Genomic DNA, 26,405 nt, shown 5'->3' with positions numbered 1-26,405 from the left:
GTTGACGTTCGAAGTTAAGTTCGTCGTTACAGATTCTCCGTAGCCAGCGTGAACCCTTCAATCACCGCATCTTCATCTACTTCAATCATGATACAGCGTCTTCCCTGATAGTTGACTTGTCTCACATATTTGAGGTCCTGCGGACTGATCGAGATGGTTGCCACCTTGGTATCAATCTTGATCGACTTGGAAGTGTACTTCGGCATCACGCTGTTTGCCTTCAGCTCATAGTTTTTATTGTCAACGATCGTTTCGAATGCACGTTCCACCTTCTCGGTGGTCAGTTCTTCTACGCCGCTGGCTGTAAGCAGACGTTCCACGTCTTTGTAATCCAGCTTCGGTGGCTCTTCCTCATGGGATTCCTCGTTCACTTCAATAACCCGGTTAATCTCTTCATACACATGGGCCAGCGTAGTAGCATCCATCTGCTCACCCGTGATCTCTTTGACGATATCCTCGAATATTGCCCGCTCTTCCAGAGCCGTTACCGAACGTTCCCCATTCAGCACATTTTCAACAAAATGAGGGTCCGGGAAATTAGATTTGCCCGTGCAGTATAGCACACGGTTTACGTCGGAATAGTTGTCCGTCACGCTTGGATACAGGAAACCCTGCTCCGGCGTACTTAATTTGATGATCGGATCAACGATGATGTTGTACTTGAATTCCCGCTCTACATAGTCGAAGAGCAGCGTCTTACGCTGTTTCTCGGTGGAATTCACACTGCACAGGATAAAGGGATGGGCAAAGACCTCATTTTTCTCGCTTTCCTCCGTTGCATCATTTCTGGCCTTCGTTGGAAGATAATACTGTCCTTTAATAAACGTAACCACCATATCCCGTTCGTACTTGGCATCAGCCATCATCCGATCAACGAGCAACAGCATCAGATCCTGCCACTCATCCGGGTCACCTGTGACGAGTGCCTGGTGAAGCATCACCTGTGCCGGCTCCTCCGCCTCTTCCTGGAATTTCAGTTCGAACAGTTTCTGATCCAGTTCGCCTGTCAGCAATTTTTTGAAATTACCCATGTATAACTCTTGCTTCTCCCGATCCACCAGTTCAAACGGGTGGCGTTCCCAGTGATAGACTTCATTGGTTTCTTTCGTAATATAGACATTCAGGATGTCGTAAATGTTCAGCAGGTCATGATCCAGCTTGAATTGTTTGCGAATGTGCGCGACTTCTTTTTTATTCATGATTCGTTAGACAACTCCTCAAGTAAATTGGCTTTACAAGTATAAACGATAAAAAAAAGCTTCGCCAGAAGGAGGTTTAATGTTAGTGGTTTTGTACAGGACATAGCCCTGTAAAACAGCAAAAAACACGCCATTTCAGGCGCGTATTTTAGACGATCCATACTAAACTGTACTTGCTTGGTAACGGTTCAATTCCCAGGGAATATGTGGTACAATCACATGGCAATGGAAAGGCTATATGGGCGGTCGGCTAATCTCCCGGAAGGGAGGTGATGCCTTGTGACAGTATTTGAATCATTGATGCTGATGCTTACCTTTGGTTTGCTGATTACAGCATTACTGTCCAATAAAGACAAGTAGACCGCCCCCCAGCTAAGGATGCGGTCTACCAATGATTCGTACCTCTGCTTAAAGCCCACCGCCCTTAAAAGCGGCTATTGCATGGAGAGTCGTGTTGACGCACGGCTCTTTCTGCATTATAAGCTCTTTGTGCCCTTATTATAACATGATGATTTGATATTTCAATTGGCATAGCACAATTACTTCCAGCTTAATTCCTTTCATTTTATTAACCTAAACAACATTTGTCCATGTCCAAGCAACGTCAGGCTATGGTTGAAATTCCCTTAATCCGTTAAGTTCATGATAGTTAGTAACTGCAATCACTACATGAAAAATGGCATTTGGTTATTTCAAAAAACTGTTCGAGGAAGGAAGCGAGTCAGATCATGAGTAATAACACCAATGCAATGATGGGATTTGCCCCTGCGCTGGGCTGGAATTCATGGAACACGTTTACGTGGGATATTAATGAACAATTGATTCGGGATGTTGCCGATGTGTTTGTAACGGAAGGATACCGTGACGCCGGGTACGAGTACATTGTCATCGACGATTGCTGGAGCCTGAAGGAGCGGGATGCGGACGGCAACCTGGTCGTAGACCCTGCCAAATTCCCGAGTGGAATGAAGGCGCTTGCAGATTATATTCACGACAAAGGTCTGAAGTTTGGCATGTACTCCTGTGTCGGAACACATACTTGTGCCGGGTATCCGGGCAGCTTCGAGCATGAATTTCAGGATGCGGCATTATTCGCCGAGTGGGGCGTGGATTATTTAAAATATGACTACTGCTTCAAGCCGCGCCACGTCTCGGGCGAATTGTTATACAAACGCATGAGTCTTGCGCTCAAAAACTGCGGCCGCGATATTCTTTTCTCCGCTTGCAACTGGGGGGAGGATAATGTCTACGAATGGATTCGCGAATCGGGTGCGCATATGTACCGTTCCACCGGAGATATTCGCGATAACTGGGACTCGGTCAAAGAACTGGCCCTTTCACAGCTTGGAAAACAAAGCTACACGGGCTCCTTCTGCCACAATGATATGGATATGCTTATTGTTGGCATGTACGGCGGAAGTAACAGCGACTTTATCGGCAGCATTGGCGGCTGCAACGATATTGAATACAAAACCCATTTCTCCCTCTGGTCGATGATGGGTTCACCGCTCATGATTGGATGTGATGTACGCAAGGCCAATCAGGCCACCAAGGACATTTTGCTGAACCCCGATCTGCTTGCGATCAATCAGGACCCGGAGGCGCGCGGGGCTTACCGCATCAAACCTGAGCCGCAGTGGTTCCATACCGATGATGTATTCATGCTGGTGAAGGTGCTTACGGAAGGTGATCTGGCGATTGGTTTCTTCAACCTGAGCGACAGCCAGCGCGAACTGTCCCTGCAATTCTGGGATATGGGACTGCCTTACGCATCAGGTTACTCCTTGTCCCTCTATGACTGCTGGGAGCATAAGGAACTCGGTGTATTCCGCGAGCGTTATGCTCCCGTCGTAGCGGCCCATGATTGTCTCGTCGTGCGAGCCAAACTGGTGAAATAAATGGCACAAAGCCGGCTGTGCACAACCTGTCAGGTTCCGCTCACTTCCGACGATGTCGGCATCTATCTGAAATTAGTCTCGCTAACAGCCCGGCAATTTGTCTGCATTGATTGTCTTGGCGTGAAGATGAATTGCGGGCGGGAGCCGATTGAGAAGCTCGTTCGTTACTTCCGGGAGTCAGGAAACTGTGCTCTTTTTCGTTAAAGGGCGTACAACGCTCTTTCCCTAACGACCTGCTCTTTTCTGGTGCAACATCATATAGGCAGACGGCGTGTATGATGTTGCCTTTTTGAATACTCTGGAAAAATAAAGCGGATCATTATATCCTACCGAATAAGCTATGGATTGAATGGACAATTGGGATGACTCAAGAAGCTCGCAGGCACGCCGGATACGACATGCCGTTATGTACGTTGACACCGATTCACCTGTAGCTTCCTTGAACTTGCGGAACAGGTAACTTCGCTCCAGATTTACGGCCTGTACAATCTCTGCCACCGTCAAGGACGATTGCCAGTAGTTTTGCTCGATATAGGTTTTCGCCATCCATACATCATCTCTGGTTTCTGCCTGCTTCTCGCTCGGAAAAAATTCCATGTAATAGGATAATAACAGATGCAAACGTGCATCCGCTCTTAACACTTCACCAGGTGATGCGCCTGCATTCCAGCCCAGATGAAACCATGGCGCCATTGTTTTCGGTGCAGCTGGCAGTACAGGATGCCGCACCGATAACTGAGTCATATCTACGAATCGCCCCGCGTCTCGTCCGTTGAACTCGATCCATACATACTCCCACGGGTCCACCGGATCGGGGTAGTAATAGATTTCTTTTTGCGGAAAAAGGATAAAGCTCTCTCCGGGACCCAGCCGGAATTGCTGGCCCCCCGTTTCCAGTGTACCCTGCCCTCGAATGATAAAATGCAGCGCATAGACGTCACGTACGCCCGGTCCCCACTGATGAAGATTGATCGGTTTGTGACCGCCGCTGATAAAATATACCTGGCTCGCCCTGCTCCCGTCTCGCCATAATGTGTCCACGTCCAGCAACTCCTTTCATGATCCCAGTCATTATATATCATTATGAGGGGTTATTGGTTTAATTACGATGCTGGAAACAACGCTTCAAGTTGCTTATGATAGAGACAGAGGGCATATCGCCCAGCAGAGTTGTAAGCGCAACCAAACATCTTGGATCGACATACATTAACGATGTTCAATTCAGAGAGGAGAATGTTGTGTTGCTTAGAACTGTTACGGTCGAAAATGGTCAAGTTCAGGGACTGCCTGCCGCAGATCCACGTATTACAAGCTTTAAAGGTGTTCCGTTCGCCGCGCCCCCTGTAGGCCGGAATCGCTGGCGTGCGCCACAGCCTGCTTCCGATTGGGATGGTGTACTGCAAGCCTTTGATTTTGCGCCGACTTCCATGCAGGCACCAACCGTCATTGATGAGAATAACATCTATACGCGAGAATGGGCGGTTGATCCTGATCTGCCGATGAATGAGGACTGTCTATATCTAAATGTGTGGACACCTGCCAAACGAACCGATGAGAAACTGCCGGTCTTTGTCTGGTACTTTGGTGGTGGGCTCCAAGTCGGCCACACGGCAGAGATGGAATTCGACGGTGAACGCATTGCACGCAGGGGGATTGTGGTCGTGACCATCAATTACCGCTTGAATGCGTTTGGTTTCCTGTGCCATCCAGAAATCAGTGCGGAGTCACCGCACGCACCAGCGAATTTTGGGCATCTCGATCAGCAAGCAGGAACAGCCTGGGTGAAGCGTAACATTGCCGCGTTCGGCGGTGACCCGGATCAGATTACAATCGGGGGACAGTCTGCTGGCGGTGGCAGTGTTCTTAGTCAGATGACTTCTCCGCAAAATAAAGGTCTCTTCCAGCGAGCTGTCATCATGAGTGGTATCGCTACAGAGCTGTATCCAAACGTCCCTGTACCTGCTGTTCGCAGTACGCTGCGGGATGCCGAGCAGAAAGGCGTTGAATTTTTCCGTTTTCTGGGGGTAGCTTCACTGGAGGAAGCCAGACAGCTGGATGCCTTTACACTACGGGATAAAATCCTCGAATATCGAAGCTTCTGGGGAACGGTCATTGATGATCAGTTTTGTATAGGTGATCCGTTCACCCGCTTCATGCAACATAAGCGCGAACTCGTTCCCGTCATGCTCGGGCATACGTCCTCCGAGTTCTGGACCAAGCCTGCGGTAAACAGTGTGGAGGAACTGAAACAGATGGCTACAGAGCTATTTGGCGAGGATGCTCCTGCCTTCTTAGAGCGATGTGAAGCCGATACTGGCGATCTGGATCATGCCTTACAGCGGGCTTCTGTGCGCATGATTGAACATGCGATTCAGCTTGTAATCCGCTCTAATAGCGGTCATCCGTCCGAGACGCCGCTCTATTATTATAACTTCGACGCAGAGATTCCGGGATGGGATCAGCCAGGCACGTTCCATTCGGTCGATCTGTGGTTCTTTTTTGAAACACTCGCCAAATGCTGGCGCCCTTTCACGGGTAAACATTATGATCTGGCACGCCAGATGTGCAACTATCTCTCGAACTTCATTGCGACAGGTGACCCCAACGGTTTGGATTCCACTGGAAAACCACTTCCCTACTGGATTCCGAGCAGCATCAAGCAACCCTATCGCATGGAATTTACGGATCAGGCACAGTTGCAGCTAGCGGAGCCTGAACCTGTGCTTGAATTAGTGATTGAATACTTTTTCAAAAAGCAAAATGAACCTGTGGTTTAATACGTGTAGCTCTTTCTCCTCTAAATAGGCTGTGCGGTGTCGCATGGCCCTCTTCTTTCTGAGCTGATTATCTTAGTGGAGACATCACTTTTGTTAGGCAATTTGCACACTAAATTTACAAAAAAATCACATATCAATAGACTATCCTTATTCTACCATGGTAAAATTAATCATATTACTCCACTTTAGATAGAGGTATAACATATGATTATTTCGCATAACTTAGCGGCTACTAGTGCACATAGGAGAATGCAAGAAAACGCCCGTAATAACTCTAGCCACCTACAGAAACTATCTTCTGGGCAAAGAATTGATAGTGCGTCTGATGATGCAGCAGGACTAGCAATATCCGAGAAAATGAGGGCACAGATTCGGGGACTTGACCAAGCAAATCGAAATATACAGGATGGGATTTCTCTTGTTCAAACAGCAGAAGGTGGACTGCAAGAAATTTCAGCTATTTTACAAAGACAGAGAGAATTGATTGTTCAGGGTCTAAATGATACATACACCAATAACGATCGTCTGATGATTGAAAGTGAGATTCAAGAGCTTACGAATGAAATAAACCACATTTCCCAAAACACAAGCTATAACACGATAAACTTGTTGGCAAGAGATGATTATGAAATACTGGCGGATCGTTCAAGTTCCAGCACAAACACTTCCCTTAGTGAGCCGCCTACAATTCCAACCGTACAGAAAACTGTCGTTTATGCAGCCTCTGGGACACCCCCAGAAGCAAGACACCTGACCAGCATTTCTAATACGTCCTCTACAACTCAGACGTATACAAACACAAATGTAATTACTCCGATAACCTCGCAGGATTTGAGACAAGGTTACAACGAATATAATGTGGATACTTATACAACAACTAAAACAGATACAGAGCGTTCAGTATATGAAACTTTAGCACTTACAACCGATCCGCAATATTCAGCACCAGACTATTGGTATGCTTCGGGAATGAACACAACCTGGTTTGGCCCCAAAACATTAGGTCGTGTTTATGGCACGATGAGTGAGAATGTAGAAGTGGACGGCATGATGCGACCAGTGGAGTATACATCTAGAAGCAATACCGGTACAGTTCCGGCTTGGGATCATATGTGGTTTCCAAATACCGATGTATCGATAAAAAGACTCCGGACTATACTTCCAGATAATTCGATGCAAATCGAATATATAATCAATAACGGAAATCCAACGGATACGAATTTAAAACTAAGTAACCTAATTAACCCGCCTGATAATTCAGTAATGACAGATGCAAATGGGCTACTTATCCCCAATGGTGTAACATCCATTAATTCGCCATCTGGGAATACATATACGATGACAGGAACAGAAGCAAATGCTAATATTACGTTCGATAATTCACTCGGATCTCTATCTCCAACCCAACTTGCAATTCATAATCCCGCAGGGGGACAACCTACAATCAATTTTGATTGGGATGTTAACCTCCCTTCTCAATCAAGTTTAACGTTTGCTTTCAAATACGGTCCCTTCTCATTAAATTTGGATGTATTTGAACGTACAAACGAAACAGAAGTGTCTACACGCATAGAAACAACTTCAAATGTCGAGATCAAAGACATAGACTATATCACACCGAAACTCACGGTCCAAGCCGGAGCAAATCAAGGGCAACATATGGATATCCCCTTATTCAACGTGCAGGCTGATGAGTTAGGCATTACAACGATGGGCTTGTTACCACCATCTATTCAAGAACAAGCATTATCTCGGGTAGACAAAGCCATCTCCAAAATTTCCAGTATTCGTGGAATATACGGTGCAATCCAAAATCGAATGGAACATGCATTAAACAATACAAGTAATGCTACAGAGAATTTGAGTAATGCAGAATCTCGAATTAGAGATGCAGACATGGCCAAAGAAATGTTAGAGTATACAAAATCAAATATTTTATTGCAGGCTGCACAAGCCATGCTCACACAATCGAATCAAAGCCCTCAATCCGTTCTACAATTGCTCCACCAGTGAACAAAATTTAAGGGTGTCCCAAAAGCCATTTATAAGGCTTTTGGGACACCCCCTTTTTGATCTTGGCTGCTTTCTAGTATACTCTTTGATGATTAAATACTACGTTAAACTTTAATCCCACTCAAAAGCTCCAGTATACAATTGATAATAAGTACCTTTCGCCGCTAACAGCTGTTCATGGTCGCCACGTTCCTTGATCTTGCCATGCTCCAGCACCATAATGGCATCAGAATTTCGCACGGTAGATAAACGATGGGCGATAACAAATACCGTTCGACCCTGCATCAGATTATCCATCCCCTTCTGAACCAGCGCTTCGGTACGTGTATCGATGGATGAGGTCGCTTCGTCCAGAATCATGACAGGCGGACTCGCAATCGCCGCTCGGGCAATCGCCAGCAGTTGACTCTGCCCCTGTGACAGACCGTTGCCGTTGCCATCAAGTCGGGTCTCATAGCCATCAGGCAATCGTTCAATAAAACTCGCCGCATAAGATAGCTTCGCCGCCTGAATCACCTCTTCGTCACTGGCGTCCAGCCTTCCATAACGAATATTCTCAGCTACCGTGCCCGAGAACAGATGCGTGTCTTGCAGTACAATTCCCAGAGAACGCCGCAAATCCGCTTTTCGAATACGCTGAATATTAATGCCGTCATAGATGATCTCGCCTTCTGTGATATCATAGAAACGATTGAGCAAGTTGGCTACGGTAGTCTTGCCTGCACCCGTTGCACCTACAAACGCGAGCTTCTGTCCAGGCATGGCATATAACGTAATATTCTGAAGCACCTGTTTCTTTCCGTCATACGTAAAGCTGACGTCCTTAAATTCCACTTTTCCTTTCAGAACAATGCTTGTTCCGTCCTCCAGTTTCCAGCCCCACCCGGTCTGATCCTGATTTTTCTCCAAGGTCACCCGGCCTTCATCTGCTTCAGGCTGTTCATCCATCAGGTTAAAGATCCGTTCTGCCCCTGCGAGAGCCACGACAAACATGTTGACCTGCGAGGAAATTTCGGCAATCGGCATCGTAAAATTACGGGACAAGCTCAGGAAAGCTGCGATACTTCCCAGAGTCAGACCGGCATTCCAGCCCGATATCGCCATTGCTCCGCCTGCAATGGCCACAAGCACGTAGATTAATGTGGCCAGATTTGCATTGATTGGCATGAGAATATTCGAATATTTGTTAGCTGTCGCCGAGTCATCAAATAATCCATCATTCAGGCGGGCAAATTGTTCCATCGCTTTTTGCTCGCGACCGAACACCTGCACCACTTTTTGCCCATGAATGATCTCCTCGATATATCCATCCACCACACCAATCGACTCCTGCTGCCGGAAAAAGTGCTCGGTAGCCTTGGTACCCAAGGTTTTGGTAACCCAAAGCATGGCGAGTGCCCCGAGTACAACCACGATCGTTAAAGGCACATCAAGATACAACATCGTACCGAGAACAACCACCACTGTCACCGCAGTGGACAACAGCTGGGGTAATCCATCCGTCAGCATCATGTTCAGCGTGTCCACATCGTTCGTGTAATGACTCATAATATCCCCGTGGGCTTTACGGTCAAAATATTTAATCGGCAGCTTCTGCATGTGATGGAATAAGCGGTCACGAATCCTCTTCATAATCTGCTGTGAGACGGTAATCATTAGCCGTTTCGAGATAAACGTACTCATGACTCCAGCAGCGTAGATCACAGCCAGAATGATTAAAGCCTGTAACAAGGCGTCAAACACGGGATTCTGATTCCCGAGCAGCGGCGTAATAAAGTCGTCGATCAGCAATCGCAGAAAGGCCGCAGAAGCGACAGAGACAGCGGAACTCACCAGAACCAGAATTAGCGCTATTGTCGTTCTGAATTTGTAATATTTAAAGTAGGCTAGCAGACGTTTTATTGTCCGACCATATTGTATGTTATCCATCCAGTGCTTCACCGCCTTGCGTCTGTGTATAATAAGCCTCTTGATAAATTGTATTTCTGCCCAGCAGTTCCTGATGGGTTCCGATATCTACCATCATGCCTTCATCCAGCACGACAATCTGATCCGCATCTTCCACAGATGCAATACGCTGGGCAATAATAATTTTGGTTGTATCCGGTATGCTTTCCTTGAAAACGCTTCGGATTAACGCGTCGGTTCGTGTATCTACGGCGCTGGTGGAGTCGTCCAGAATCAGAATCTTCGGCTTTTTGAGTAAAGCTCTGGCAATACACAGTCTCTGCTTCTGACCTCCTGAAACGTTCGTACCGCCTTGTGCCAAATGAGTGTCATATCCATCCGGAAACGTGGAAATAAACTCATGTGCCTGTGCCGCTTTGCACGCTTCAATCAACTCTTCGTCGGTCGCATGTTCATTGCCCCAACGCAGATTCTCCTTAATCGTACCTTCAAACAGGACGTTTTTTTGCAATACCATTGCGACTTGGCTGCGAAGTACACTCAGATCGTACTCCTTCACATTGACTCCACTGACGAGCACTTCACCCTTACTGGCATCATATAGACGTGGAATCAACTGTACCAAGGTGGATTTTGCACTGCCCGCTGCTCCAATAATACCGATCGTCTGTCCCGAAGAAATTCGCAGATTGATGCCAGACAGGGCGTAATTCTCGGCTTTGCCTGAGTAACGGAAGGATACATCGCGGAATTCAATCTCCCCGCTGTGCAGCTCTGTAACGGGTGACTCCGGACTGGTAATGTCCGGCTGTTCACTTAACAGGTCATTAATCCGTCCTGCCGAAGCCCGGGCGATGGCAACCATAATAACAACGAGACCCAGGGTCATCAAACTCATCAGAATTTGCATGGAGTACGCGAATACACTCGTAAGCTCGCCGGTCGTCATGCTTCCACCCACAACCAGTTTGGCACCAATCCATGAGATGATCAGCATCACGGCATACAGCACAACTTGCATCAGCGGAATTTCATACGACAGCATGCGTTCTGCCTTAACCATCTGTGTAAAGATCCGCTGGGATACGGCCTGAAACTTGGATACCTCACGCTCTTCTCGCACATAGGATTTCACGACCCGGATGCCACGGACGTTCTCCTGAACAACTTTATTGAGATCATCGTAACTGTCAAAGGCACGCTCGAAAATCGGAAAAGAATACTTCATGATGATGATCATGCCAATGGCCAGCACAGGGATAACAATCATGAACCAAGAAGCAATGGATGGGCTGATGCGATACGTCATAATTGTCGCAAAAATCATCATCACCGGACTGCGGAAGGCAATCCGGATAATCATTAGAAACGCATTTTGCACATGCGTAATATCCGTAGTCAGCCTGGTGACGATGCCTGAGGTTGAGAATTTATCCATATTGGAGTACGACAGTTGCTGCACATGACGGAAAAGGTCATAACGCAGATTTCTGCCAAACCCCGACATCGCAATCGCAGAATGCTTACCCGCCAGCGCTCCAAAGATCAGAGACACGAGGGCAAACAACATCAGAATCAAGCCATACTTCACTACCTCATTCATCTGGCCTCCGGCAATCCCCTGGTCAATCAATTCAGCCATAAACAGCGGAATAATGACTTCCATGGCCACTTCACCAAGTAAAAACAAAGGCGTCAGCCACATATCTTTTTTATATTCCCGTACACTTTGCAGTAATTTCCTTACCATAAGCATTCTCCTCGTCTAAAATAAACACCCTGATCAGCCATCTAAAGGTGGATCGGCGGTCAGAACAGCCGTATTATAAACTGTATAGCAACTATACAGTCAATCCACTTTTTTGATCTGGAGGTACTTATGCATCCCAATGAAATGTTGTCCATTAGTGCTTTTTCCAAGCTGTCCGAGGTTTCGCGCAAAACTCTCATTTACTACGACCGCATCGGACTGTTCAAACCTGCTTATGTGGCAGATAACGGTTACCGCTATTACAGCCACGGCCAGTTTGAAATGATCGGCGTTATTCATATTTTCAAAGAATTGGGCATGTCCCTGGAGGAAATCCAGCAACATCTCGGCGAGCGTTCTCCGGAAACTACCCTCCAACTGTTGCGCAAACAGGAAGAAAATCTGCAGTTGCAAATTGCCAAACTGACTCAGGCGAAACAAATGATTATTCAACGTGCGGAAAATATAGAGCAATCCATGCACCTCGACACCAGCCGAATGCATGTCATCTGGCAACCCGAAACCCCCTTGCTGCTGAGCCGCCGCATCTACTCATCCAAAAAGGAGTTCCCTGAGGAAATTTGGGAGGATTTTCGAGTACGTTTGAACAAGGAACATGCACCGCTCGGTTATCCCGGCGGCGTCATCATCCCTAAAGCTGATTTACTTCAGAAAAATGGAGACATGATCTCCCATATGTACAGCTACATGACCACAGAGCATCATGAACAGGCGTATATGCCGGAGGGGTATTATCTAGTGTCTTATGCCAGAGCCGACTATGGAGATACCGAGAAGTTCTTTCCGCAAATCTTTGATTACATCGAGAAGAAACAGTACGTCATTAAGGGGGATGCCTACGAGGACTACATGCAGGATGAGATTGTGCTGCAGCATGCGGAGGATTACCTGGTTCGGGTTATGGTGCATATTGAGAAGCCAAATGAAAAAGAAGATATAGCTTAACTAACTTAATTTAAATTAAAAAGAGGAACGATTCGCAGCTTGCCGAATCGTTCCTCTCTATTACTGTTGGACTGTCCTCATTCATCTAACCTAGCTCACTCTAGATTTCATTTACACCCTTAACAAACCGCGGAAACCTCTTGCCGCATAATAAGACTCTGCACCATTATGGTACATAAATACGGTATCGTAACGGCGGTCGCAAAAAATAGCCCCACCCCGCTGTCTAATGTGTTCAGGGGTCACCACCCAGCTGGATGTTTTCAGATCAAAGTTCCCCAGTTGCTGTAGTTCCCGATACTGGGTCTCGTCCAGAAGTTCAATGCCCATTTCGATGCACATCTGAACAGCACTATGTTTGGGCTTGTTTTCTTTGCGTGCATCCAGTGCAGCCTGATCGTAACATACACTGCGGCGGCCCTTGGGACTCTCTGCAGAACAATCCACAAAGATGTATTTACCTGTCTCACTGTCAAACTCCACGACATCCGGTTCGCCGCCTGTTTGCTCCATCTCGTGAAGCGACCACAGTTTATCCGGGTGTGCTTCGAGTTTGGCCTCAACGTTAACCCATTCCAGATCGGGATGACGACTCGTATTCTTTTCAAAACGGGTCTTTAATGCCTTGAACAACTCATCACGTTGTTCCGGTGACAGTTCTTTCTCATTTTCAATGGAGTTCGTGGTCATCCTCATTCTCCCCCGGTTCATTAACATAGTGGTGTAGCGCACTTGTTCTACTCGATTGTAGTGAAAATAAAAACGAAAAACAACCTGTCCCCTTTACAGGTTGTTTACTTCGACATGAAGCTGCTGCACCAGCCGGGTTATGGCATAAACTTCTGTTTTGCCAGCACTTGCAATCGACTCCGCATGGAATCCGGTTGGAAGAAGCTCGCCGACGATCGGCAGTTTATCGAGCTCTAAATCCGCTGTATCCAGCAGATAGACTCGTTTGGCTATCCGTAGCATGTCATCCAGCAGTACAATTAACAATGTAATCGGGATGACTTTCCATACATCTGTAATGATAACCGTCTGATACATATTATCCTCACAGAAATTGACAAACCCTGCTTTGAAAGCGGTGTGAACATCCGGTCTCTGTGTACGAATAATCTCGGCGTTACGTTGATTACACGCAAACACATCCGTAATGTTCAACCTGCTAGCAAACGCCGGGGTTATATACCCCACTGCCAATCGTCTTCCTTCTTCATGGGAACCAAGCAGGTTCGGATCAAGATCATCATAATTTTGAGGCAGGTATTGATCCGCAACATTCAACTGTCCAAGCAGCATTTCAAAAATAAAGTTTTCGTTCACATAGGACAGTTCCACCGGAAGTTCCTGATGCAGCTTCACAAAGTGCAGATGATTCTTCCGACTTGTCATCTGCACCGGATTGAACTGCTCATGTGGCAAATGCAGCGCGCGGAGCGAAGGATCGGACCGGAAATGCAAACCTGCCTTCCAGAGGCGGTAACCTAATTCCAGATCCTCGTGCCCCCAGCCGTGGAACGACTCATCAAATCCGCCCACCTGTCTTAGCAGAAAGGTTTCCACAGAAACCATGCTTGTCCAAAACATCGACCATGGAGCAGAACTTCGATCCAGATCATTTTCATAAAAATCAAACTGTGTTTGTCTGGAATCGGGATAAGCCTTCAACATGGGATTCCGCAAGCATGCCTCGGGATGTTCGGAGGAAGCAATAGATTGCAAGTATTTAGCAAGTGGATGCTGGTGATCCTTTTGATTCATACCATGAACCGTGCCGAGTCCAATTGTATGTTCGTGAAGATCGTGAAATTGAATGACGTTAAGAATAAGGTCGGCACCAATCAATACACCGGTATCCAGGTATACACATATCTCATGTTTAGCCAGATGCAGTCCCATATTACGTGCCGTTCCTGCCCTAAACCCCAGATCCTTCTGATAGCAGTACCTCAGATCTAGATCGGATTCAAAGGAACAGGCGACCTCTTTCGTATCATCACTTGACCCGTCATCACACACGATGACCTCGAATAATGATATGTCAGCCTCCTGATGTTTCAGACATACAAGCGTTCGTTCCAGTAAATCCGAGTGATTATATGTAGGAATGATGACGGTAACGCCCTTGATCATCTAACATGCCCCCTTCCTGAACTTGAATCATTCCACGATCTTTGCACGTGATAAGCTTCATGTTTTGATCTACGACATCCACAATGCTGTATTCGATGTCTCTGCCCAGCTTTTTCAAAGAAGTGAGGACTGCAAGCAGAGGCAAAATTTCCGTTCTTGGACTTAAACAATAGCATACACGTGAGGTTCTCAATGCTTCCATGAGGAGATGAGGAATCATCTCGGGGTTGTACATCGTCCACACAGGTGTAATGATACAAACATCAAATGATAATGCCTCAAACGGCATGCAGCTCCCGGCAAGCCTGTAGACCTTTTTTCCAGAAACATTCATCAGCCCTTCGCTCATCGCTCTGGGGTCAATCAGTGTGCTCACCTGCGATAAAACAAACAGTTTGGCATCATAACCTACCAGTAAAAAGTGCGTGTCGTAGCTGGAAGTGACCATCTGTATAATCTTCTGCATCCCATGGGTCAGTTCATCTTCCTGCATGAGGGTGTCGGCTATGGACGTCGTTGCTGTTACTGTGGCTTTATTTGCTGCTTTAGCTATGGCTTCGCCTCGATCTGGGACCTTCCTCCAGTCATGCACTTTGAGAAAATATAATTCAATCTCCATTGCAGGATATTTTCGTAAAAACATTCTGGCATTTGCCGTCTGATCCTGCATTCGCTTCGCCTCATCCACCTCGTGTGGCACATGCACAGCCCAAGCCGAGCGGCTTAAGGTGAGTTCATAGCCAGATTGAACAAGTCTGTAGCCAACCTCGATGTCCTCGATGCCCCAGCCTTTGAACCTGTGATCAAATCCGCCAGCACGCTGTAATGCAGCTCGGGATACAGAGATGTTACCTGACCAGAATACAGCCCAAGGCCACTGCAATCGCATCAATTGATCCTGCACCGGCTCATAATATTTCTCACGCTCGTCTGGAATATGCCTGGATTCATGCTCAAACCATCGCATAAAAGCCTCAAACTCCAGCTTCCCCTCATAGTTCAGCTCTTCCCGTTGCATGCCCTTCTTCCCATAGATATAACCGATCACCACCTCGTTCCCGGCACACTGCAGCGCCATATGTTCACCTACAAAGTCAGCGCACACAATCGTATCTGCATCCAGAAAAATAACAACATCCTCAGCGGATTCACGAATCGCCCTATTCCGTTTGTCAGACACTGTTGTATGCGCAGGGGTATCGATGTAATGAATACGCAACTTGTCCTCATAGGCATTCCTGAACTGCTCAAAAGGAATCGTGCCTCCCTGATCCACCAGCCAGACGGAAAAGTCGGAGTAATGCTGCCCGGCAAGCGCCTGCAGAGTCAGGTGCAACACATCCGGTTTGCCATAAACCGGGATGATGACTGTCACGTTCATAACGGCTTCTCCGCAAGCTGAAGTGAAAAGCTTTCCAGAATACAAGAGGTCAGATGATCGAGTGCTGCACCATCATAAGCATACGTTTGAAGCTGTGTCTCGCCTCGCAAAATCTCACGGGCATACGCAGCGATCAAACCCTGATCCATGTCGGATTCCTCCAGCCAACGGATATAACCTCTCTCGCCCATCTGCCGTGCATATACAATGTTGCTGCGATTCACTTCTTCCCGCCGGGGAACAGCGATGGCGGGTATACCCAGCGAAGCCAATTCCCACAATGTCGTATGTCCACCCCTGCACACCACCAGCGAGCTGTCTCTCACTTTATCCATGAAAGAGCTTGGGTCTGCGATAAACTGTGTCGTTTCATCCCCCAGCCGCTGCAATGATTTCGTCAATGTACCGCTGTACACCAGCTTGATATAATCGGTTTCCCCTTTCAGATCCGCTATTGCTTTTTTGAAAAAAGGAACGTCCACAATCGTCGCTGAGCCTGACGTGATGACAATCTTTTTCTCCCTGGCCGCAGCCCGTTCAGGCACTTCAACCACCGGGCCCACAAAATGCAGCTTCTCCCGAATCGAGTCCGATGTCGGGAACATCCAGTGTTCCAGCTGATCCACAATCGCAATTCGATCCGCCATGTGCAGATAACCCAGCGTCTCCTGTTCATCCTCTAACCAATTGGTAATGAAGCAGGTGGGAATACCCAAACTTTTGGCAAGTGGTAGAACAAGCAGCTCTTCATCCACCACGATCCCATCGGGTTGTGTGCGACGTATCAAGTCCAGCAACTTCAAGGTTCGCTCGGCACTGCTGCCAGCAGAAGGCAGCTCCAGATCGATCAATTGACCTGAATATACCCTCTGCAAGTATTGAAATCCGGAGGAGTAAGACGCGATAATGACTTCATGATTGAACTGTATAAGCCGCTGCGCAACAAGCAAATCACGCTTCGCATGTCCAAATCCGTTTCCACGTGATACGACGAGTACTTTCATCGATATTTCCCCTTTCCAACGCTTCCAGATATCATCCGACGGATGCGGCCATTCCCTGCTTCCTCAGCAATGCAACCTGCGCACCGTACATATCCCTGAATACGCCATCTTCCTCCAACAGTCTAAGCGGTGCGCCTTCCTGCACAATCTGTCCATCCGCCATTACATAAACTCTGTCACAATGCATCACCGTACTGACCCGATGTGCAATCAGCAATGCCGCTTTGCCTTGAGCGGCAAATTGTTTCACACTTCGAACGACACTTTCCTCCATCACAGGGTCCATCGCAGCCGTAGGCTCATCCAGGATCAGCATCGTTCGGGTATTAGCCATTGCCCGGGCAACCGCCACACGTTGCCATTGTCCGCCCGACAGCTCCGTTCCGTCTGTATACCCTGCACCGAGCCGCTTGTCTCCGCTTCGCTCGATGATGTCCTGTACAAGCTGCTGCGCAACATCACTCCACTTTTGATGAAGTCCAACATTCTGCTGAACACTTAGCGGGAATCTGGAAAAATCAGCATAAGCAACGGAGACTGAACGCAACCTGTCGGTGTGCAAGCTAGGCTTTCCATCCACCCAAATCTCGCCTTCGGCAGGCTCAAGCAAACCACAGATCAGATTGCATAGCGTTGTTTTACCAGCTCCGTTCTCCCCAACCAGCCCGACGAGCTCTCCAGTACGAAAATGCATGGTCACATCGGTCAATACAGGATTGCTGTGATTCGGATAGGAGAATCCCACTCCATTCAGTTCAATTTCGTTGTTCGCTTCCTTGGCAGGGGTCTCGACTTGATCAGCAGTATCTTTAGCCAAAAAACGAGAGAGATTGGACGCAGTGAGTAATTCACTGGTAAACATGCGCAGCTCCAGTACAAATGCATTGGCTTTGCCAAGCAATTCATCAATTAATTGAAAGGCGATGATTAAACCACCGATGGATGAACTGGCCGTCAGAATCGATACCATATAAGCCACTGAGATGAGAAGAAGTTGACCAATCTGCATCAGTCCTGATGTCTTTTGGGAGGTAAGGAGAAAGGATTGATTGGTCTTGCTGATGTCCGTAAATGTATTTTTCCACAGACCCACGATATAAGGGGAGTATCCAAACAGCTTTCGTTCCTTGCCCAGTTGAAAGTCCATGACAGTGCTACGGTAATAATTTTCACGGATACGCTGACCTGACAGCTGATTTTCTATGTTAAACATCTGACGGCCCAGCTTGTATTGTTTGATTACAACAAAAGCAAAGGTTACCATCATCACCAGACACCCGATTTTCGTGACAAACCATAGCGCTGTACCCAAGCTGATTAAAGTTACTGCGGCACTCAGAACATCCAGGGCCAGCGTAAGAACGCGATGTCCACGATCGAGACCGTTCGCTGCCTTCTCCGCTGATTCGGAAAACGAGGCATCGAGAAGTTTCTGATAGGGTACTTTGTTATATTGATCGATATACAGCTCTTTGGCGGCTCGGCCCATATGAACACGCAGTCCCTCCAGCGCAATGCCGTACAACGAATCCATCACTTTCTCTCCGATGGTTGCTGCCGCAAACCAGGCCATCAGCAGAATCATCCGATCGAGATCCACCCCGGAAATCACTTGCTGAACAGCATAACCGAATAAAAAAATGCGAACGGCGGGCAATATCCCTTTGAACAGTGTCACGGACAGAGCGAACGCAATCCATGGTAACAACTTTCGTTTGTTCTTTACCTTGGTTAACCACATTAGGCCACGTCCCCTCCTTCCTCTTCCTTCATCGTCTCCATAAAAGAAGAAGAGGCTTTCCACATCGCTTGATAAGGTTCGCTTGTCTGAAGCAATCCATCATGTGTTCCATAGTCCCGGATTTCTCCCTGATCCATCAGAAGAACTGTATCCGCAAAGGCACAACCCACCAGACGATGAACAACAAACAATACGGTGTATCCCTCTAATCGGTTAATGATGGACTCCAGAATGCTTAATTCGTTACTCGGGTCCAGTTTGGACGTTGGCTCATCCATGATAATGACCGAGCCTGCCCGATAAATAGCCCGGAACATACTTCTGGCTAACGCGAGCCGCTGCCACTGGCCTTCTGACAAATCCGATCCCCCGACTTCCGGCCACAACTCGGTTTGTAGCCCTTGAGGCAGTGTGTTTACAAATTGGGCATTGGTCAGCTTCAATGCTTCCATTATGTCTTCCGTATGCTCCTTGCGAGTAATATCGCCCAGATACACGTTCTCGGCAGCGGATAGTTTATAACGTCCGTAGTCTTGCAAACAGAAGCCACCTGTATCCTCCGACACTACGAAACCATGGTCCGGCTTCAACAAGCCCGCAAGCATCAGCATCAAGGTACTTTTGCCTGAGCCGTTGGCGCCAACGATCGCCACCCTGGCTCCGCGTTCAATATCAAAGTTGATGTTTTTCAGCACATCATGATCCCCGTCATAACTGAACGTTAGTTGTCGAACAGAAATGGCGCAGGTAGAATGGATATCATTATTTTGGCAGCCTACTGTGCCTGTATCCATACCCGCATACGGAGTTATGTTTGTACTTTTGGCAACAGCTGTGTTTGCAACTGTCTCTGTAACCGGATTTGCCACTGTTTTCGACTGTTCCTCTGCGGGCTGCTGAATCAGTTCCGCCAAGAACATTTTCCGTCCCAACCAGTGCTTGCCCTGGCTAAGAACCAGACCCAGTAACTGTTCCAGATGCAGCCCCCCAATTAGCAGTGCTGCGACTTCTCCGGGATGCAGTGTACCTTGCCAAAGCTTCCATAACCCGGCCAGCAATACAATGGTTGTTACAACCCCGCTGCCAAGTTGACCTGCCAATCTGTAAAATCCGGTCTTGATCATTTGTCTGATCGTTAACTGTGCAATTCGAATCTGCTCGGTCTGCCATTTGTCTTTCACCCAACCGGATATGCCAAAAACACGCATTTCTTTGGCAGACTTTAATGTGGTCAGCATGTCCAGAAAAGTTCCTTCCAGCCTCGTTTTTTCCGAGATGCTTTGTAGAAAATCCGATTCAGTAGCTGCTGCCTTTTTCATGAGCCAAACATTAAGCACCGTTCCAGCGAGAATTAGCAGGGGCGCCCACCATGCTACAACTAGCAGAATCCATGTCAGGGAAAATCCCGTTATAATGACCTGGAGTAGTGCCGACAGCCCGTCCAGTCCACCATGGTAGATGGAGCTGACCGATTCCGAGGTGCTTGAAATCCGGTTTCGGGTCGACGCACGGAGCAGCTCATTTTCTGTTCTGCGATTCACATTGTCAAACAAACGGATAGACAGATTATGATAGACGTGGTCTTTTACTTTTCTAAGAAAATAGGGCTGTATCACGTTGAGCAAAATCGCAATCGTGCCAGCCCCAGCAATAATGCCTATGTAAGCTAAAGAGGCGTTGCGGTCGCCATTAGCCAGTTGATTCACCGAATGCTTGATTGCCCATACCATGAAACCAGGCCATACGCCGAGTGCAAGAATAAGCGCTAACAATACCCAGATCGCCCGATCCCCTGCCCGGACAATCATCCACATCTGGACCAATCCGGCCTGTAAACGGCTCATAATATTCTCCTTCCCGAGGCAGAATCTACGAAAGCGATTGCTGTATGAATCTGTGACAATACGGAAGTCTCAATGTAATAACCTGATCCAGTACGCGCGGAAGGACACAGTAAAACAAACTTCCAAGAGGACTCCGCATCATCGTCTATGAGCAGACAGAGGGTATCGGTGGTATCGAACTGCTTTTGACCCGTCATATGCTCATAAGTCACGGCGGCTTCATGATAGCTGTGCTGTATATGATGCCTTGAGCAGATCTCGGCAGCACCTTCTGCATTCCATGGCAAGACCAGAAACGGATATGCCCTCCCCAATCCGCCATCATCCTCCGCCTCCGCAATATCATAATAATCAGCAATCCATCTGGTGTTTGCCAAAAGGTTGTACTGGTCGCTTATGGAGACTCGAACCTTCTTCTGGATCGTATGTACGACCGTCATAGGGACGTCATGACGAACATCTCCCAGATGCGGAGGCGGCCAGTCCGCATTCAGATTGCGAACATATTGAATCAGATGGTTACCAAACCCCATCTTGCCATCATATTGCGAGAGTGCCCACTGATAGACTAATTTGTCCTCTTCATGGAAAACCAGATCAAAATTCGTGCTGAAAAAGTGATCCACTTCCATTAAAATGATCGCCGATACCAGATTAATCAGATACGGCTTCAAACCTTCCTTTACTTCTCCATATTCACCTTCGTGAGCAAGCAGCCATTCTTTAACGAGATAATGAATGCCGCCTCGTGCGAAGAAAGAGACGGTCAGGTTAAAGTCATCCCACAGATGAAGCGGTGGTGCGCCGAAGGCCAAATGAACGGATGTTGTTGTTGCTTTGCTCAGGCTGGCCCCGAATCTTCCGATCTGCGGAGGAGGCATGGTTGATAGCGGGTAAAGCTTCAGTTCAACAACCTCGGCAATGTCAAAATTTTGGATTAAAGGTGCGAGATACTCACGAATCGCCTCGCATTGTGAAGCCAGATGACTTTCATATTCAGCCATAACCTCATCCGCTTTGGTATCCGCAGATGCACTTAATATGCGTTTGACCAATTTAACTTCCGGCTCACTTTGGACAGCCAACATATCTTTCAGAAGCAAACTGCCCCAATAGCGATAGACATTAGAACGAAGACCCCGATTACGGATAAGATTCAAGAGCGCAGGCGGATAGTTTCGTTCCTTAGGAACAGTCCACAACTTATCTTGTCTTAACTCATTAATGGCTCTACACAACTCCAATAACAGTGGATATTGCCCAACTCGTACACGAAGTGTCGGCATCGTATTACGGCTCCCCTTCTTCCCTGATACTACATGTCAACGCAAGCCTCTTCCGCCTTGCGCTGACATATGCAGGTTATGATGGCGTGACTACGTGAGAAAGAACAAACGATTCTCTTCAATGCTGCTTCTCCATTGCTTCGGCACAGCGCTTTCCGGAAAAATAGCTGCCACAGGGCAAGCCAGATCACACAGGCCGCAATCGGTACATACCGATGGATTAATATAATATTGCTTCGCATCCGGAGATGTCTGAATGGCTTCTTCGGGGCAAGCCACGATACATTTAGCCAAAAGTTCTCCTTCGCATGTGGCGGTAATTACCCATGACATACGGTTGTCCCCCTCATATGAAAACCTATAATCGCTGCAATGCTTAGTTCTGCATGCAGGTTATTCCAATACTCGACTGCTGTTCGAGCTACGAAGTCCACATCACTCATGCCAATAATACCGGCAGATTCATCCGTGTCCCTCGCCACCTCGTAACCGGCAAAGATCACAACCCTGCTAGCAACATGCGGCAACTGAGATAGATGCTGTCTTGCACCTTCATGAATGACAACGGATGTCCATCCCTTCTCCCGCATATGCTTTAGCTGGGTGAGCGGATTTTCCGCAATGTCGACATCTATACCAAAGGCACGAGACAACACTTCACCATATGAACTATCAATGGCATCAGGATGAACAACAATCTTTATTTCACATGATAACCCTTGTAAATCAGTTAAGGTCGATGAACGCTGATCAGGATTTTGCTCCGGGTTCTGATTGAGCATTGGATTTTCCGGTACATCCAGCCGTCCCAAAATATCGTTCCGCCGTACCGGAGGATCAGACATGTGATTGCGGTCACCTGAAGTAACAACGAAGTCATGTCCAAGGCTGATAATGCGATGAGCCAAAAAACCTTTCATCTGGTCACGAACCAGCACAATATCGCCTACTTTGATGTCTTCCAGTAAAGGATGCACAGTAATGTGCTGCCCTTCAACAAGAAGAGGGTGCATACAGTGACCCTCAATCACGATGGGGATGGACTTGCCTTGTTGCAATGCACGAATCAGGAAATCCTGTCTGCGGGTACTAAGCATTCGTTCAGAACTCCTATTTTGGATAATGCCGTTACAAAATCCCGAACGTCGTCCTCGACATGATCTTCATCGCCAATATTGAATTTCAGCTTGATCTGCTGACACATCTCATCAAGAGATTGTGCAGAATCTGCGAGCATATTCCACACCGCTTTACTGACATCATCCTCCAATACAAATACCTCACCAGCATCCGAAAGAATGAATATTCCTTCTACATTTTCATCAAAAAAAACATCATCGGCTATTTGAAACCACTGGCTCATTCGGTTTACCTCCTGCCATTTTGAAATAAGCTACCATTTTTCTACGAATTCCACGCCGGATCCCTGAACAATCATGAGGGGTGGTTCCGTCAATGTCACCTGTAGCTCCCCAATGAAATGCACGACAGCCCCCACCGCAAGATTCCCTGAACGTACATTTCATGCACTCTGGCAACGTGTGCACCGTCCTGTTCCGCGAGCGTTCAAACACCTCCGACGTCTCCCATATTTCCCGAAGTGACTTCTCTCGAATCGATCCAGCGTGGAACATCGGAGAATGCATCAGCTTGCAGGGGAAAACGTTGCCCTTCGCATCAATTGAAAACTCGCTCGTACCGTGACCGCAATGCCGTCTACGCTCATATTGCCTTACGTTCAAGGCATGACAATCTTCATGAGCGTCTCCCATCTCAATATCCAGCATCCGATCCGCAATTCGGCGACGTTCGCCAAAGTTCAGTCCCTGCATGCGGTCATCCCCGCGGCCAAGCGTCGCTAGCGGTACAATATTCAAGCGTACCGAGCGCTCCGTGGCAAACTGCAGCATGGGCTCAACTGAATCCCGATTATGCTTGGTCACCGTTTGGTTGATTTTCAATTTAATTCCGGCTTCTAAGATAAGATCAATCGATTTACGAGCACGTTCCCACGTATTTATACCGCGATTGGCTTCATGCTCCTCTTTGTCGAGTGAGTCAAAGCTGATCGTAAACACATCCACCAGCTTGGCAATTTCATTGACCTTTTCACGACTGTTAATTAATGTTCCATTGCTGATTACGTTAACTCGTAATCCGATTTCTTTACTGTAGGCCATGAGCTCCATGATGTCCTTACGGATAAACGCCTCACCACCCGTAAACACGATGGTACTACTGCCAAGTTCCTTGATCTGTCTGATCATGTCTTTGGCTTCTTCCGTATTCATATCCCCATTCATCGAGCGCTCCGGGCTGCTGTCCGCATAACAATAAATACAGCTCAGATTACATTTATAGGTCGTTACGAAATATACAGCAGCAGGCGGAACCTTCCCCATTCCCTGCTTCTGCATCACATCCAGCATGTGGTACTCAGCGGGTCTTTCTCCTTGATAGGCTACACGATACATCAACATTTTTCGTGCAACCTGCTTCACCTGCTGCGGGTTTAAGCCTGAATCAATCAATTCAGTTGCCGATTTTCCGTCATATATCAATTCCGATGCAATCTCATACTCGCTTGGTGAGTACACAACCCAACAGTTGAGTTGAACGTTATGTACGACATACTGACCATCCTCGTAGTACACCGCGACATCCGGAATATGCAATCGTTCCTCCATTTGCATGAACATGCCTCCAATAATCAAGATAAGAGGCCGATAAACAGGCCTCTTTGTGTGTTCATGAACAATAAATGATTAGCAAGATCCATAACCGGCGCCCACTGAAAATGCGCAACCACAGCCACAACCTGCTGCAACAGCAATCGCTGCGGATTCCAATTTGCGAAAAGTCGGTTTTTTATAATTCGTCATGTCTTCTCACCTCCTCTCATATAACAACGTAAGGTAAGCGCTTGCATTTTGAGCAAAAAAGGTTTATTGAAAGAGGAAGCTGTAAGAGAAAACAAAAAAGCTGAACGATTCAAACGTTGAACGAATGGGGTAAAGGCTTGTCTAGCACAAAGATTGCACTTTCAAGTCTAGTTAAAAAAGAAAGGAAGGAGATCGAGAGGTCATTCTAGGAAGTTAACGTGAACATCAAATTAATTCACATTAGATTTTGTAATTGGATATGCTGTAGAGTCCATGTGCATGGTATGAACATGTGTAATTCTTCTTGGAGTACAATGTATTTTATTTCATTTAATTGAATTTTTTTCTAGAATACTTCCATTCTTTTGCTGTGTCAACTATTTTTTGAATATTCTGTGAACAATTCATTTCTGTTGAATAGCTTGGTCATTTTCAATGTCCTGGAGCGCCTGTTCAAAACGTTCAGCGATGCTTTGCACGGCGTAACTTCTCACCGACTCTCTGCATAATTCTGGTGCAGGAAGCGGCAAGCGTCCTTGCATAACGCCATCCAAAATAGACGTCAGTTGCTTCAGATTATCAGGCTCATACAGCCAGCCATTGCTGTCATTTATAATCTCTCCTGGCCCATACTTGCAGTTGCTGGAGATCACCGGAATGCCTCTAGCAAGGGCTTCAATCAGAACCAGCCCAAACGGTTCTGTATCCGATGCCAGGACTAGTGAAGTCGCACTAATCACCGTATCCCATGGCCTTGGTTGCCACCCATACCAGACCACGTGATTCTGCAGTCCCAGTTGCCTGGACAGTTCTACTAAAGATTCATATTGATTACCATCACCAATGATGTGTAATTCAAAGTATTCTTTTTGCAAAGGAGAAAAAGCCCTCAAGATCTGATCCACATTTTTCACCTTGGCCAGTCTTCCAACAACCAGAAATACGGGATGAGGTGCTCTGTTCACATATGGAATGTTATCAAATTTCACGGGATTATAGACCAGCTTGTTTTGTTTTTCGGGAAAAACACAGTTTAAATCTCTTAAATTCCCTTCGCTGATCGCCAGATGGCCATCCGCGGCACGTAAATCTTCGAAGAATTGATAGTAAAAATCCAGATTAAAATGAAGCCAGCTAACCACCGGTACTTGAATATCTAACCGCTTCACTGCCATCGTTGAAGCTTTCACGCCAATAGCACCTGTCGAGACGATGATATCTGCTCTCGGAAGGTCTTTCATGACGTTCGCCAAGGCAGCAGAATACATATTGAACAAAATATGCTTTGGGATAAAATCATTGATCTTGGCAGACAAAGTGATCGTATTTATCCCCTCTTCCCAGGCATCATCTGCAGACTCCCCTCTTAAAATCACGGTGATATCATGTTTCTGTTTGAGCTCATGATAGATTAACGAAAGGGCTGTCTCCATACCACCTCGGCCACTGAGCACAATATCCACGACAAATACAATGTTCAATACGGGATGCCTCCTTGAGTGCAGATCATGTAGAAGCATAATTCAGATCCTTTTTCTAACATTTTCCACCACATACTAACACTTCTCCGCTTTAAAGTAAATTTATTATTTTGACATCTAGAACTTATTTGCATGTTTA

21 protein-coding genes and 1 pseudogene are annotated in these 26,405 nt (G+C 47.0%); 6 read left to right on the top strand and 16 right to left on the bottom strand.

Features of this window, described 5'->3' with window-relative positions; genetic code table 11:
• Positions 1–26 precede the first annotated feature (26 nt).
• A complete protein-coding gene (locus EC604_RS14935) occupies positions 27–1,199 on the bottom strand; it encodes a DUF4317 domain-containing protein (RefSeq protein ID WP_123064919.1) in 1,173 nt (390 codons plus the stop codon).
• A gap of 279 nt (positions 1,200–1,478) precedes the next feature.
• Here EC604_RS14935 and EC604_RS31040 point away from each other — a divergent pair, with 279 nt between their 5' ends.
• The 3 genes from EC604_RS31040 (at position 1,479) to EC604_RS14925 (ending at position 3,301) form a co-directional block, all read left to right on the top strand.
• Positions 1,479–1,559 carry a putative holin-like toxin gene (locus EC604_RS31040; protein WP_353056773.1) on the top strand — a complete coding sequence of 27 codons (81 nt, stop codon included), beginning with the start codon at positions 1,479–1,481 and terminating at the stop codon, positions 1,557–1,559.
• A 368-nt stretch (positions 1,560–1,927) separates the two neighbouring features.
• Positions 1,928–3,097: a glycoside hydrolase family 27 protein gene (locus EC604_RS14930; RefSeq protein WP_123064918.1), complete on the top strand. Its 1,170-nt coding sequence runs from the start codon at positions 1,928–1,930 to the stop codon at positions 3,095–3,097.
• On the top strand, positions 3,098–3,301 hold the full coding sequence (locus EC604_RS14925; RefSeq protein ID WP_123064917.1) for a hypothetical protein: 204 nt from the start codon (positions 3,098–3,100) through the stop codon (positions 3,299–3,301).
• Positions 3,302–3,322: 21 nt separating this feature from the next.
• Here the strand turns inward: EC604_RS14925 and EC604_RS14920 are convergent, their stop codons facing one another.
• Positions 3,323–4,138 carry an AraC family transcriptional regulator gene (locus EC604_RS14920; protein ID WP_123064916.1) on the bottom strand — a complete coding sequence of 272 codons (816 nt, stop codon included), beginning with the start codon at positions 4,136–4,138 and terminating at the stop codon, positions 3,323–3,325.
• A gap of 200 nt (positions 4,139–4,338) precedes the next feature.
• Here EC604_RS14920 and EC604_RS14915 point away from each other — a divergent pair, with 200 nt between their 5' ends.
• On the top strand, positions 4,339–5,874 hold the full coding sequence (locus EC604_RS14915) for a carboxylesterase/lipase family protein (protein ID WP_123064915.1): 1,536 nt from the start codon (positions 4,339–4,341) through the stop codon (positions 5,872–5,874).
• 204 nt (positions 5,875–6,078) lie between these two features.
• On the top strand, positions 6,079–7,887 hold the full coding sequence (locus tag EC604_RS30830) for a flagellin (protein ID WP_123064914.1): 1,809 nt from the start codon (positions 6,079–6,081) through the stop codon (positions 7,885–7,887).
• 111 nt (positions 7,888–7,998) lie between these two features.
• Here EC604_RS30830 and EC604_RS14905 read toward each other — a convergent pair whose 3' ends face one another.
• The gene (locus tag EC604_RS14905) at positions 7,999–9,816 is read right to left on the bottom strand and encodes an ABC transporter ATP-binding protein (protein WP_123064913.1); all 1,818 of its coding nucleotides are present in this window, start codon (positions 9,814–9,816) and stop codon (positions 7,999–8,001) included.
• Positions 9,809–11,545, bottom strand: a complete 1,737-nt coding sequence (locus tag EC604_RS14900; protein ID WP_123064912.1) for an ABC transporter ATP-binding protein — start codon at positions 11,543–11,545, stop codon at positions 9,809–9,811. Before EC604_RS14900 ends, EC604_RS14905 begins: the two co-directional genes overlap by 8 nt.
• A gap of 129 nt (positions 11,546–11,674) precedes the next feature.
• Between EC604_RS14900 and EC604_RS14895 the strand changes: the two genes are divergently transcribed.
• On the top strand, positions 11,675–12,511 hold the full coding sequence (locus EC604_RS14895; protein WP_123064911.1) for a MerR family transcriptional regulator: 837 nt from the start codon (positions 11,675–11,677) through the stop codon (positions 12,509–12,511).
• A gap of 111 nt (positions 12,512–12,622) precedes the next feature.
• On the opposite strand, the gene EC604_RS14890 is transcribed toward EC604_RS14895, so the two are convergent.
• The 12 genes and pseudogenes from EC604_RS14890 to EC604_RS14835 form a co-directional block, all read right to left on the bottom strand.
• Positions 12,623–13,201 (bottom strand): DUF4256 domain-containing protein, encoded by a 579-nt coding sequence (locus EC604_RS14890; protein WP_123064910.1) that lies wholly within the window; start codon positions 13,199–13,201, stop codon positions 12,623–12,625.
• Between the two features lie 804 nt (positions 13,202–14,005).
• A pseudogene (locus tag EC604_RS31035) lies at positions 14,006–14,647 on the bottom strand (glycosyltransferase); the annotation flags it as partial.
• Complete coding sequence (locus EC604_RS14880; protein ID WP_123064908.1) at positions 14,610–16,028, bottom strand: glycosyltransferase family 2 protein; 1,419 nt, start codon at positions 16,026–16,028, stop codon at positions 14,610–14,612. The pseudogene EC604_RS31035 and the gene EC604_RS14880, both read right to left, overlap by 38 nt.
• A complete protein-coding gene (locus tag EC604_RS14875; RefSeq protein WP_123064907.1) occupies positions 16,025–17,032 on the bottom strand; it encodes a glycosyltransferase in 1,008 nt (335 codons plus the stop codon). The genes EC604_RS14880 and EC604_RS14875 overlap by 4 nt, the downstream gene beginning before the upstream one ends.
• 31 nt (positions 17,033–17,063) lie before the next feature.
• Positions 17,064–18,773, bottom strand: a complete 1,710-nt coding sequence (locus tag EC604_RS14870; protein ID WP_123064906.1) for an ATP-binding cassette domain-containing protein — start codon at positions 18,771–18,773, stop codon at positions 17,064–17,066.
• Positions 18,773–20,617, bottom strand: a complete 1,845-nt coding sequence (locus tag EC604_RS14865; RefSeq protein WP_123064905.1) for an ATP-binding cassette domain-containing protein — start codon at positions 20,615–20,617, stop codon at positions 18,773–18,775. Before EC604_RS14865 ends, EC604_RS14870 begins: the two co-directional genes overlap by 1 nt.
• On the bottom strand, positions 20,614–21,903 hold the full coding sequence (locus EC604_RS14860) for a hypothetical protein (protein ID WP_123064904.1): 1,290 nt from the start codon (positions 21,901–21,903) through the stop codon (positions 20,614–20,616). Before EC604_RS14860 ends, EC604_RS14865 begins: the two co-directional genes overlap by 4 nt.
• 90 nt (positions 21,904–21,993) lie before the next feature.
• Positions 21,994–22,236, bottom strand: a complete 243-nt coding sequence (locus EC604_RS14855) for a 4Fe-4S dicluster domain-containing protein (RefSeq protein ID WP_123064903.1) — start codon at positions 22,234–22,236, stop codon at positions 21,994–21,996.
• Entirely contained in the window at positions 22,224–23,000 is a 777-nt protein-coding gene (locus tag EC604_RS14850) for a S24/S26 family peptidase (RefSeq protein ID WP_123064902.1), read from the bottom strand. Before EC604_RS14850 ends, EC604_RS14855 begins: the two co-directional genes overlap by 13 nt.
• Positions 22,970–23,266, bottom strand: coding sequence for a PqqD family protein (locus EC604_RS14845; RefSeq protein WP_123064901.1), 297 nt, complete (start codon positions 23,264–23,266; stop codon positions 22,970–22,972). The genes EC604_RS14850 and EC604_RS14845 overlap by 31 nt, the downstream gene beginning before the upstream one ends.
• The gene (locus EC604_RS14840; RefSeq protein WP_161556949.1) at positions 23,238–24,596 is read right to left on the bottom strand and encodes a radical SAM/SPASM domain-containing protein; all 1,359 of its coding nucleotides are present in this window, start codon (positions 24,594–24,596) and stop codon (positions 23,238–23,240) included. Before EC604_RS14840 ends, EC604_RS14845 begins: the two co-directional genes overlap by 29 nt.
• A gap of 593 nt (positions 24,597–25,189) precedes the next feature.
• Positions 25,190–26,266, bottom strand: a complete 1,077-nt coding sequence (locus tag EC604_RS14835) for a glycosyltransferase (RefSeq protein ID WP_161556948.1) — start codon at positions 26,264–26,266, stop codon at positions 25,190–25,192.
• Between the last annotated feature and the right edge of the window lie 139 nt (positions 26,267–26,405).

Origin of the sequence: Paenibacillus amylolyticus (genome assembly GCF_003719335.1) — a bacterium.
Lineage (GTDB): Bacteria > Bacillota > Bacilli > Paenibacillales > Paenibacillaceae > Paenibacillus > Paenibacillus amylolyticus_D.
Note: the sequence above shows the minus strand (reverse complement) of the source record. Positions and strands in the feature narration are given on the sequence as shown.